The organism is Acidovorax sp. GW821-FHT09B03, assembly GCF_059418305.1.
Genome location: NZ_JBWKPP010000010.1, coordinates 1 through 11,091, shown reverse-complemented (window position 1 = coordinate 11,091; position 11,091 = coordinate 1). Strand labels below are relative to the sequence as shown.

10 protein-coding genes are annotated in these 11,091 nt (G+C 69.3%); 3 read left to right on the top strand and 7 right to left on the bottom strand.

Annotation, left to right across the window (positions count from 1 at the left end):
- Positions 1 to 5 precede the first annotated feature (5 nt).
- Genes AC07PA_RS18335 through AC07PA_RS18315 form a run of 5 tightly spaced genes read right to left on the bottom strand, consistent with a single transcriptional unit; the run spans position 6 to position 5,679 of the window.
- Complete coding sequence (locus tag AC07PA_RS18335; RefSeq protein ID WP_007848084.1) at positions 6 to 1,166, bottom strand: ABC transporter permease; 1,161 nt, start codon at positions 1,164 to 1,166, stop codon at positions 6 to 8.
- Positions 1,166 to 2,341, bottom strand: coding sequence for an ABC transporter permease (locus AC07PA_RS18330; protein ID WP_145697982.1), 1,176 nt, complete (start codon positions 2,339 to 2,341; stop codon positions 1,166 to 1,168). Before AC07PA_RS18330 ends, AC07PA_RS18335 begins: the two co-directional genes overlap by 1 nt.
- A 34-nt stretch (positions 2,342 to 2,375) precedes the next feature.
- On the bottom strand, positions 2,376 to 3,392 hold the full coding sequence (locus AC07PA_RS18325; RefSeq protein WP_007848088.1) for an HlyD family secretion protein: 1,017 nt from the start codon (positions 3,390 to 3,392) through the stop codon (positions 2,376 to 2,378).
- A gap of 2 nt (positions 3,393 to 3,394) precedes the next feature.
- Complete coding sequence (locus AC07PA_RS18320; protein ID WP_494606075.1) at positions 3,395 to 4,846, bottom strand: TolC family protein; 1,452 nt, start codon at positions 4,844 to 4,846, stop codon at positions 3,395 to 3,397.
- An 11-nt stretch (positions 4,847 to 4,857) separates the two neighbouring features.
- Entirely contained in the window at positions 4,858 to 5,679 is an 822-nt protein-coding gene (locus AC07PA_RS18315) for a metal-dependent hydrolase (RefSeq protein WP_494606073.1), read from the bottom strand.
- Positions 5,680 to 5,795: 116 nt separating this feature from the next.
- Here AC07PA_RS18315 and AC07PA_RS18310 point away from each other — a divergent pair, with 116 nt between their 5' ends.
- Positions 5,796 to 6,407 carry a TetR/AcrR family transcriptional regulator gene (locus tag AC07PA_RS18310; protein WP_145697978.1) on the top strand — a complete coding sequence of 204 codons (612 nt, stop codon included), beginning with the start codon at positions 5,796 to 5,798 and terminating at the stop codon, positions 6,405 to 6,407.
- A gap of 1 nt (position 6,408) precedes the next feature.
- Here AC07PA_RS18310 and AC07PA_RS18305 read toward each other — a convergent pair whose 3' ends face one another.
- Entirely contained in the window at positions 6,409 to 6,795 is a 387-nt protein-coding gene (locus AC07PA_RS18305; protein ID WP_494606071.1) for a VOC family protein, read from the bottom strand.
- A gap of 84 nt (positions 6,796 to 6,879) precedes the next feature.
- On the bottom strand, positions 6,880 to 8,955 hold the full coding sequence (locus AC07PA_RS18300) for a sodium-translocating pyrophosphatase (protein ID WP_145697976.1): 2,076 nt from the start codon (positions 8,953 to 8,955) through the stop codon (positions 6,880 to 6,882).
- Between the two features lie 277 nt (positions 8,956 to 9,232).
- Between AC07PA_RS18300 and ppa the strand changes: the two genes are divergently transcribed.
- Positions 9,233 to 9,775, top strand: coding sequence for an inorganic diphosphatase (gene ppa / locus AC07PA_RS18295; protein ID WP_007848109.1), 543 nt, complete (start codon positions 9,233 to 9,235; stop codon positions 9,773 to 9,775).
- 192 nt (positions 9,776 to 9,967) lie between these two features.
- The coding region (locus tag AC07PA_RS18290) for an MCP four helix bundle domain-containing protein (RefSeq protein ID WP_494655382.1) at positions 9,968 to 11,091 on the top strand (1,124 nt) is incomplete at its 3' end.

Below are 11,091 nucleotides of genomic sequence, written 5' to 3'. Positions count from 1 at the left end.
GTTCCTCAGCCAGGTCGGCCAGGCCCTGGCCGGGTCCAGGCCAGCAGCGCCACCGTGCCTGCAGCGCACAGCGCCACCAGCGCGCACAGCTGGGGCAAGGCTGCCGCGAGGGGCGCACCCAGCTGGTTCAGGCGCAGCGAGGCCTGCACACCCGAGGTGCTGGGCAGCAGCCAGCGCGCCCATTGCAGCGGCTCGGGCAACGCTTCCACGGGCCACGAGAAGCCGGCCACGAAGGCGATCGGCAAGGTGGTGAACAGCAGCACCTGCAGCGCGCGCTCGCGGTTGCCCACCCACAGGCCGATCAGCGCGCCCAGGGCCGCAATGGCAGGAACATAGCAGGCCAGCAGCGCCAGCGCACCGAGCGGGTTGCCGCCGCGCGGGTAGTCGTGCAGCAGGAAGATCCAGCCGAAATAGAACAGGCCGCTCACCCAGCCCAGGGTGCACAGTGCCAGCAGCCGGCCCAGCCAGGTGCGGGCGCGCGCCCGGTGGCGCCCCGCCTCCACCCAGGTGCCGGTGAGCATGGCTGCGCCCATCAGCAGTGTCTGCTGCAGGATCAGGAGCGCCACGGCGGGCACGACGAAGCTGCCGTAGCCTTCCGTGGGGTTGAACAGCGCCACCATCTGCAGCTGCACCGGGTTGCGGCTGGCGGCAGCCTGCTGTGCGCTCTGGCCCGCGGCCTGCAGCTTGCGCATCTCGATGCCGGCCGACACGGTGCCCACGGCTTCGGCAAAGCCGTACTGCACGGCCTTGTTGAGCAGTGCGTAGGCGCCGTTGCCCTCCACGCGGACCAGGGCTTCCTCGCCCCGCACCACGCTGCGCTTGAGGTTGGGGGGGATCAGCGCGTAGCCCTCCACCTCGCCGCGCCACAGCGCCTCCTGCGCCTCGCGTTCGCTGGCAGTCACCAGGCGCACTTCGATGCGCGGGTCGGCCTCGGCAAAGCGCGTGATCTGGCGCGACAGGCTGCTGCGGTCCATGTCCACCACGGCTACGGGCACGCGGGTCAGCACCTCGTCGGCATAGAACCAGGGGTAGAAGAAGCCGTAGAGCACCGGCGCCGCCACGAGCAGCAGCAGCACGCCCTTGTCGCGGCCGATGGTGGCCAGGGCCTGCAGCCAGGCGCTCCACAGGCTCGCCGGCTCTGCCGACGGGTTGTGTCGTGCGTCCATCACCGTCCTCCCCAACTCTCGGGTTTGCGCCGTGCCAGCTGCAAGGCCAGCGTGCACACCAGCAGCAGCACGGCCGTGGCCGCCATCAGCGCCACCACGGTGGAGACGCTGGTGCGCAGCGGAGCGCCCATCTGCAGCTGCTCGATCTGCAGGCGGATGTAGTGGGTGTAGGGCATGGCCTCGGCCCAGGCGCGTGCGCTGGCCGGCATGCCCGCCAGTGGAAAGCCCACGCCGCTGAACGCGAACGCCGGTGCCGCGAAGAAGCCCGCGCCCGACAGGGCGGTGCGCAGCGAGCGCGTGGCGCCCGCCAGTGCCGCTCCGGCGGCCACCGACACGGCCATCAGCAGCGCCAGCCCGACCGCCACCCAGGCCAGGTTGCCCGGCGGGTGCCAGCCCCGGCCCCAGGTGATGCCCACCAGCGCCAGCAGGGCCACCAGCGTGAGGGATGCCCAGGGCAGGGCGAGCTTGCCGACCAGGGCCCCACCGGTGCGCAGCAGGCCGCCGTTCGCACCCAGCCATTCGCCCAGCGTGCGGTCGCGCAGTTCGCGGCCCACGGTCCAGGCGCCGGCCGTCATGGCCAGGATGTGCAGCAGCGCCGGAATCAGCGCCGCGCCCAGGAACTGTTCGTAGTTGGTGGACACGTTGAACAGCGCCAGCAACTGCGTGTGGATGGGCTCCATGCTCACGCGCACGGCCTGCGCCGGCTCGCCGCGCTTGTTGCGCGCCGCCATCTCGATGCCGGCCGACAGCGTGCCCACCACGGCGCGCACGTCGCGCTGCAGCACGCCTGAGTGCGTGCCCAACTGCGCGTTGTGCAGCAGGGTGACCTGGGCCGTGCGGCCCTCCTTCACGGTGCGCGCGAAGTCGCGCGGCAGCGTGACCACGGCGTAGACCTCCACGTAGCGCAGGGCGCGTTCGGCCTCGGCCGTGTTGGCGTAGTGCTGCACCACCTGCAGGCCGGGCGTGGCGTCGAGCATGCGCACCACCTGGCGCGAAAGCGCCGAGTGGTCGTCGTCCAGCACGCCCACGGGCAGGTGGCGGGGAATGCCGGCCGAGAAGATCCAGCCCATGAGCAGCACCGCCAGCAACGGCACCCAGCTGACCATGGCCAGGTCCCAGGGGCTGGCAAGCAGGCGCCGCGCCTCGCGGCGAAAGCTGTGGACCAGGGGATTCATGGCGTGGTCAAGGGGCAGGGCGTTGCGTGCCGGCTCATTGCACCAGCACCGTCATGCCGGGGCGGGCGCCTTCGATGGGGGAGGCCGGGCGGGCACGCACTTCGAAGGTGCGCACGTCGAAGCCCTGGCCGGCGCGCGTGGCGCGCCAGGTGGCGAAGTCGGGCAGGGCGGCCGTGTGGTAGACCTTGAAGCGTACGGGCTTGCCGGCGGTACCGAGTGCCGGCAGCGTGGCCTCGAACTCGCTGCCGATGGCAAAGCGCTGCAGGCGGTCCTCGCGCACGTTCAGCACCACCCACTGGTCGGCCAGGTCCACCACCGTGACCACGGCCACGCCCTGGGGCGAGAGCTCGCCACTGCGTGCCAGCACCTTGGCCACCTCGCCGGCCACAGGGCTCTTGAGCTCCGTCTCGGCCTGGGCGGCCTTGACCTCGGCGACCACGCCGGCCACCTGGCGCGCCTGGGCGCTGGCGGCAGACCGGTCCTCGGGCCGGGCACCGGCGCGCGCCAGCTCGTACTGGGCCTTGGCGGCCAGGGCCTGGTCGCGTGCGGCCTTGTGGTTGGCTTCGGCCTCGTCGCGTTTTTGCGCGGCCACCAGGCCCTCGCGGGCCAGGCCATCCACGCGGCGGTAGGAGGATTCGGCCAGGTCGGCCGCCGTCACGGCGCGCTGCCATGCGAGGCGCGCCATCTCCACCTCCTGCGGGCGCGCGCCGTGCTGGGCCTTGTCGGCCACGGCCTGGGCCGCTTCCTGCGCGGCGGTGGCCTGCGCCAGCTTGGCCTGCACCTCGGGGCTGTCCATGCGGATCAGCGGGGCGCCCACGGCGATCTGGTCGCCTTCCTTGACCAGGATCTGCGCGATGCGCGCCGTGACCTTGGGGGCGATGTCGGCCTCGCGCGCCTCCATCTGGCCCTGGAACACCTCGGGGGCCGGCTGGGAGGCCTTCCACAGGCCGAAGCCGACGAAACCGCCCGCGGCCACCAGGGCCACGGCGCCCAGTACGGCCGCCTTCTTGCTGCCCTTGCCGTTGTTGTTCTTGTTGCTGGTATCGCTCATGTTCATTCCACCTTCACATCGGCACGTGCCATGTATTTGCCAAATTCATCGGAAAGGCCGCAGCTTTCAAGCAGCTCGGCCAGGGCCTTCACGTAGTCGTGGGCGGCCTGGGCGCGTTCGGTCTGCGCCTTGGCCTGGTTGACCTGGGCGTCGATCAGGTCCAGCGTGGTGCTGGTGCCCGCGCGCAGGCCCGAGGTGCGCAGGCGCAGCACCTCGTCGGCCACTTCCAGCCCCGGCTGGAGGGCAAAGTAGGCGCGCCGCGCCTGCTCCAGCGCCTGCCAGCGCTTTTCCACCAGCAGGGCGATGTCGTTCTGCGCCTGGGCGCCGCTGCGCTCGGCCTGCTCGATCTGGCGCGAGGACGATGCGGCCAGCGCGTCGCGGTCGATGGAGTCCCACAGCGTGAAGCGCACGCCGATGCCGGCCACCCAGTCCGCGTCCCTGCCGGTCTTGAGCTGGCGCTGGCCGAAGGCGAACACCTGGGGCTTGCGCAGGGCCTCCTGCGCCGCATGCAGCTGCTCGGCCTGGCCCTTCTTGGCGGCTACCTTGGCCAGGCCCGGGTGGCGCTGCAGGGCGGCATCGACGAAGTGGGGCAGGGGCTCCACCGGCTGGCCGAGCACGAACAGCGGGCTGGTGGGCGTCACGCGCTCGCTGGCCTTCACCGTGCGGGTCAGGGCCGTGGCCGCCAGATCGGCATCGTCGCGGGCCTTGCGCGCGTTGCGGCGCGCTTCCTCCAGTGCGGCGCGGGCCTGCAGGCGCTCCACGCGGGCAATCACGCCGGCCTCCAGCATCTTCTGCGCGGCGGCATCGTGCTGCTCGATCGTGGCCAGCGCCGATTCGCGCAGCCTCGCCGCCTGCTCGGCCAGCTGGGCGCCGAAGTAGCGCTGCACCAGCACCGTGGTGACCTCGTGGCCGGTCTTGTCGGCATCGGCCTGCACCTCGGCGGCCTGTGCCTCCACCAGGCCGCGCGCGGCATCACTCGCGCCGCCCATGTAGATCGGCCAGATGCCCGAGACCGAGGTGCTGGTGTCCGTCTTGTGGCGGTTCAAGGTGTAGCTGGCCGGCAGGTGCGGCAACTGGGCCAGCGAGCCCGCCAGCTGCGGCGGCAGCTGCTGCAGCACGCCGGGCAGGGCCTGGTTCACGGGGTTGAGGTCGAGGTCCAGGTTGGCGTTGTAGGCGTACGCGGCACCGCTGAGCGAGACCACCGGGCCGCCCAGGCGTGCCAGGGCCTGGCGGCGCAGCTGGGCGCTTTCGACCGCGCTGCGCGATGCGGCGAGCTGGTCGGAGCGGGCCGCGAGCTGCTCCAGCGCCGTGTGGAAGGCCATGGGTTCGGCCTGTGCAGGCAGCTGCATGGTGAGCGCGGCCAGCAGGGCGGCGGCCCGCAGTGGGGAAGTGCGCAGGCAAGGGCGGGGCTGGCCGGCCGCCGCATGCGGCCGGTGGGAGGGGCTCTGGGTCATGGTGGGAGGGGTTAGCGCGCGCCTACGGGGATATAGGCAGCACGGTGGTCGGCCAGCCAGCGCTCGGAGAGGTCGCTGCCTTGCTGGCTGGGGTGAAAGTCGCTGCGCAGGTACGCGCGCCAGGGGCGCCAGCTCTCGCGCACCAGGCCGCCCTGGCCGAACAGGGTGCGTGCCGCGCTGGCCCAGGTGCGCCAGCGCCACAGCGTGCCGTCGCGGCGCAGGTTGCCCACGGTCTGGCGCAGCACGTCGCCCAGGAACACCAGGGTGATGCGCCGGAACCAGGTGATGCGCCAGGCATGGTCGCCGCCCAGGGCCTGGTAGATGTCGAAGGCGGTGCTCTTGTGCTCGGCCTCTTCGGCGCAATGCCATTGCCACATCGTGGCCAGGCGCGGATCGGCGCCCGCCAGGACCTCGGGATGGCCCAGCAGCCACTCGGCCAGCAGGGCCGTGAAATGCTCGTTGGCCGCGGTCACCGCCAGGGGATGGCGCGGGTCGGCGCCTTCGAAGAGCTTCATGCGCGCGGCCGCGCGCGGGGCCCAGGTATTGACCAGGCCCTGCGTGTCGAGGTGGCCATTGAACAGCGCATGGATGCGCCGGTGCGTGGCCTCCTGCCCGATGAAGCCGCGCACCTCATCGGCATGCCGGGCCTGCCGATCGGCGGGCAAGGCCTTGTGGCCATTGCGCACCGCGTCGATGAAGAACTGCTCGCCCACGGGGAAGCTCATGGACAGCGCATTGAAGAGCGCTGTGCGAAACGCGTCGCCACCGCACCAGTGGCGCGCGAAAGGCGCTTCCAGGTCAATGAGCAGGCGGCGGACGACAAGTTCGGTCATGGCAGGCTCCAATCGGTGGACAGGTTTTGGTACTGCGTGGTACCAATGCATATGATGCGCCCGGAGTGTGGTACTGTCAAGTACCTTCTGGATCTTTCCTGGAATTGCCTGCCGCCATGACCGAAGCCACGACCGCTGCCAGCCCGTCTCCCGCCACCGTGCACCGCTCCCGCCTGCTGGAGGGCATGGCGCGCGCCGTGGCCGCGCGCGGCTATGCGGAAACGACCATCGCCGACATCGTGCGCGAGGCCAGCGTCTCGCGCCGCACCTTCTACGAGAACTTCGGCGACAAGGCCGAGTGCCTGATCGCGCTGTACGAGGTCGCCAGCGGCAACGCCATCACCGTGCTGCGCAACGCCATCGACCCGGCGAGTGACTGGCAGGCGCAGGTGGAGCAGGCCATGGGGGCCTACTTCGGCGTGCTTGAGCGCAACCCCGTGCTGCTGCGCACGCTTTTCGTGGAGATGCTGGGACTGGGGGCGCCAGGGCTGGCGGCGCGCCGCCGCGCCAACCAGCAACTGGCCGACCTGATGCTCGACGTGGTGAACAACCGCCCGGGCGAACGCCTGCGCAAGGCGCCGCTCCAGCCCATGATGGCCATGGCGGTGGTGGGCGGCATCAACGAGATGGTGTTGCAGTCCATCGAGCAGGGGCGCGCCAACGACCTGCAGGAGCTGGTGGAGCCGGCCGCGATGCTGCTGCGTGCGGCGATCTCGGCGGAGTTCTGAATCAGACTTCGTTGGCGATCTCGATCAGGTTCTCGTCCGGGTCGTAGAGGTACACCGAGCGCAGGCGGTGCTGCGCTCCCGTGGCGCCCACCGGCCCCTGCACCACGGCCACGCTCTGCGCGGCCAGGTGCACGAGCACCTCATCGAGCGGCGTGCGCGTGAGAAAGCACAGGTCGCCCGAGCCCGCGGTGGCATGGCGCACGTTCGGGTCCACCACCGTGCCCACCTCGTGCAGGTTGATCTTCTGGCTGCCGAAGTGCAGGGCATGGCGCCCCGGCTTGAACTCCCGTGCCTGCATGCCCAGCACGCGCTCGTAGAAGGCGATGGTGGCCGGGATGCTGGCGACGGTCAGGACCACATGGTCCAGAGATTGCACGGTGATGGGCATGGCAAAGGAGGGCGACTGGGGTGTGAAAATGAAAAAGGCCCGCCGAAGCGGGCCCGTGGCCGTACTGGCTGCTACCGCAGCGTATCAGCTCCCATGGAATCGCACCACCAGCGGCACGATCAGCAGCGCCACGATGTTGATGATCTTGATCAGCGGGTTGATGGCCGGGCCGGCCGTGTCCTTGTAGGGGTCGCCCACGGTGTCGCCGGTCACGGCGGCCTTGTGCGCCTCGCTGCCCTTGCCGCCGTGGTGGCCGTCCTCGATGTACTTCTTGGCATTGTCCCAGGCGCCGCCGCCCGTGCACATGGAGATGGCGACGAACAGGCCGGTGACGATGGTGCCCATGAGCAGGCCGCCCAGCGCCTTGGGCCCCAGGACCAGGCCGACCACGATGGGCACCACCACGGGCAGCAGGCTGGGGATCACCATCTCCTTGATGGCGGCGGTGGTCAACATGTCCACGGCCTTGCCGTACTCGGGCTTGCCCGTGCCGTCCATGATGCCGGGAATGGTGCTGAACTGGCGGCGCACCTCCACCACCACGGCGCCGGCCGCACGCCCCACGGCCTCCATGGCCATGGCGCCGAACAGGTAGGGGATCAGCCCGCCGATGAACAGGCCGACGATGACCAGCGGGTCCGACAGGTCGAACGAGATGGCCTTGCCATAGGTCTCCAGCTTGTGGGTGTAGTCGGCGAACAGCACCAGGGCGGCCAGGCCTGCCGAGCCGATGGCATAGCCCTTGGTCACGGCCTTGGTGGTGTTGCCCACGGCATCCAGCGGGTCGGTGACGTCGCGCACGCTGCTGGGCAGCTCGGCCATCTCGGCAATGCCGCCGGCGTTGTCGGTGATGGGGCCGTAGGCGTCCAGGGCCACCACGATGCCCGCCATGCTCAGCATGGACGTGGCCGCCACGGCGATGCCGTAGAGCCCTGCGAGCTGGTAGGACGCCAGGATGGCCAGGCAGACGAAGAGCACCGGCCAGGCGGTGGAGCGCATCGACACGCCCAGGCCAGCGATGATGTTGGTGCCGTGGCCCGTGGTGGAGGCCTGCGCGATGTGCTGCACGGGCGAGTACTGCGTGCCGGTGTAGAACTCGGTGATCCAGACCAGCGCGGCCGTGAGCACCAGCCCCGTGGCGCAGGCCCCGAACAGGCGCATCTGGCTGCCGCTGGCGCGGATGGCGTTGTCCGGCATGATCCACACCGTGACGAAGTAGAACGCGATCAGCGACAGAATGCCCGCGATCGCCAGGCCCTTGTACAGGGCGGGCATCACGTTCTTCATGCCCGGCGAGGCCTTCACGAAGAAGCAGCCGATGATCGATGCCACGATGGACACGGCACCCAGCGCCAGCGGGTACACCGCGGCGTTGACCGGCGCGGCCACCACCATCAGCGCGCCCAGCACCATGGTGGCAATCAGCGTCACGGCGTAGGTCTCGAACAGGTCGGCCGCCATGCCGGCGCAGTCGCCCACGTTGTCGCCCACGTTGTCGGCGATCACGGCCGGGTTGCGCGGGTCGTCCTCGGGGATGCCGGCCTCCACCTTGCCCACCAGGTCGGCGCCCACGTCGGCGCCCTTGGTGAAGATGCCGCCGCCCAGGCGCGCGAAGATCGAGATCAGCGAGGAGCCGAAGGCAAAGCCGATCAGCGGGTTGAGCGCCTCGGCCAGCATGGGGCCCGAGGTGATGCCCCGCGACAGCGCCCAGTAAAAGCCCGTGACCCCCAGCAGGCCCAGGCCCACGACCAGCATGCCGGTGATGGCGCCGCCGCGAAACGCCACGTCGAGTGCCGGGCCGATGCCCTGCGTGGCGGCCTGTGCGGTGCGCACGTTGGCGCGCACCGAGACATTCATGCCGATGAAGCCGCAGGCGCCCGAGAGAAATGCGCCCAGGACGAAGCCGAGCGCGGAGCTCAGGTCCAGAAAGGCACCGATGAGAATGGCCAGCACCACGCCGACGAGGGCAATGGTCTTGTACTGGCGTGCCAGGTAGGCCGCTGCACCGGCCTGGATGGCGCCGGCAATCTCCTGCATGCGCGCGTTGCCCGCATCCTTGGCAAGAATCCACCCACGGGCCCAGATGCCGTAGGCCACCGCAATCAATCCGCAAACCACTGCCAGTATCAGAGGGGACGTCAGCGCTGAGTTGTCAGCCATTCATTTCTCCTTGGTTTTTTCAGTTGCACGGAAGGAAACACAACGCAGGTCGGTGGTGCTTCCGCTGCGTTGCTTCCTCGTGCTCCTGGGGGAGGAACCTGCTCAAAATCGAGAGCAGGTTCTCAAGGAGTCGATTGGCCAACAGGCCCAATTTACAGGCAAACGCCGGTTTGCAAGCGGGCAGAAAGGGGCATGCGCCTAAAATCAGGGTTAATCCCGACGCCATGGGTCCTGAACCGGGCTCGCGGGTTATCGTTTCAAACCACTATCCACAGACATGTCCCTGAACCACGTACCTCCTGGCAAGAACGCCCCCGACTCCTTCAACGTCGTCATCGAGATCCCGATGAACGCCGACCCGATCAAGTACGAAGTGGACAAGGAATCGGGCGCGATCTTCGTGGACCGCTTCATGACCACGGCCATGCACTACCCCACCAACTACGGCTACGTGCCGCAGACGCTGTCGGGCGACGGCGACCCGGTGGACGTGCTGGTGATCACCCCCTACCCGCTGTTCCCCGGCGTGGTCGTGCCCTGCCGCCCCATCGGCATCCTGATGATGGAAGACGAAGCCGGCGTGGACGGCAAGGTGCTGGCCGTGCCCACCGACAAGGTGCTGCCCATCTACACCCACTGGCAGAAGGTGGAAGACGTGAACCCGATGCGCCTGAAGGCCATCAGCCACTTCTTCGAGCACTACAAGGACCTGGAAGCCGGCAAGTGGGTCAAGGTGCTGGGCTGGGAAGGCCTGGACGCCGCCAAGAAGGAAATCATGGACGGCATCGCCAACTTCAAGGCCAAGAACAACGCGGCCTGAGCGCCCGGGCCGGCTGCCCCTGCGGTGGCCCGCTGACCAGAAAGCATGCATGCCCTCGCGGGCTGCATGCTTTTTTTCATGGAAACCCCGCACTGTGCAGTGCCCCTGCGGTTGCTAGACTGGGCAAAGCCAAGGTGTCGGTGCGCAATCCTGCGCACGCCCTGGCACGAATGGCCGTGGCCAAGGGGTGATATGAAGATTTCCGACGTGCGTATCGGGCTCAAGCTGGGGATCGGGTTCTTTGCCCTGGTGCTGCTCACGGGTCTCCTGGGAGCGGTCTCGCTGTTCCAGCTGTCACGCATCCACCACAACGCACAGGAGATCGCGAGCAACCTGCTGCCCAGCGTGGGCTACACGGGCGAGCTCAGGGTGCTGATGAACCGCATGCGGCGCTCCGAAGCCGGCATGATCACCGCCCGCAGCACGGCCGAAGTCCAGGCCTTTGCCGAGCAGATGACCGCGCGCGCCAAGGACCTGGAGCGCGTGGAAGGGCAGTACGAACCGCTGGTCAGCGCGGGCGAGGAGCGCGAGGCCTTCCAGGCCTTTCGCACGCGCAAGGCCGCTTACTACAAGCTCCAGGCCAACCTGGTGGATGTCGCCAAGGCGGTGGACTTCAGCACCAACGACACCCTGGCCTTGAGCGCCGATGCCTTGTCCGGGCTGTTTGCCGGTGAGTCCGAAACCGCCTTCGTGGCTGCCGCCGAAACCCTGGGCCAGTTGCAGAAGATCAACTCGGCGCAGGCCGACAAGGAGCAGGCCGAGGTGGCGTCGGTTTTCCAGGCGGCGCGCGTCTGGGTGCTGGGCACGCTGGCCGCCTGCGTGGCGCTCGCCATCGTGCTGGGAGTGTCGATCACGCGTTCGGTCACGCGCCCCGCGGGCCAGGCCGTGAGCGCTGCACGTGCCATTGCCGAAGGCGACCTCACGGCAGCCATGCCGGCCCATGGCAACGATGAAATGGGCCAGCTGCTGTCGGCCCTGGAGGACATGCGCTCCAACCTGGCCCGTGTGGTCACCGGGGTGCGCGGCAACGCCGAGAGCGTGGCGTCGGCAAGCGCGCAGATCGCCTCGGGCAACAACGACCTGTCGGCACGCACCGAGCAGCAGGCCTCGGCCCTGGAAGAGACGGCGGCCTCGATGGAAGAACTGGGCTCCACCGTGCGCCAGAACGCCGACAACGCGCGCCAGGCCAACCAGCTGGCCCTGAGCGCCTCGACCGTGGCCGTACAGGGCGGTGACGTGGTGGCCGAAGTGGTGGAGACCATGAAAGGCATCAACGCCAGCAGCAGCAAGATCGCCGACATCATCTCGGTCATCGA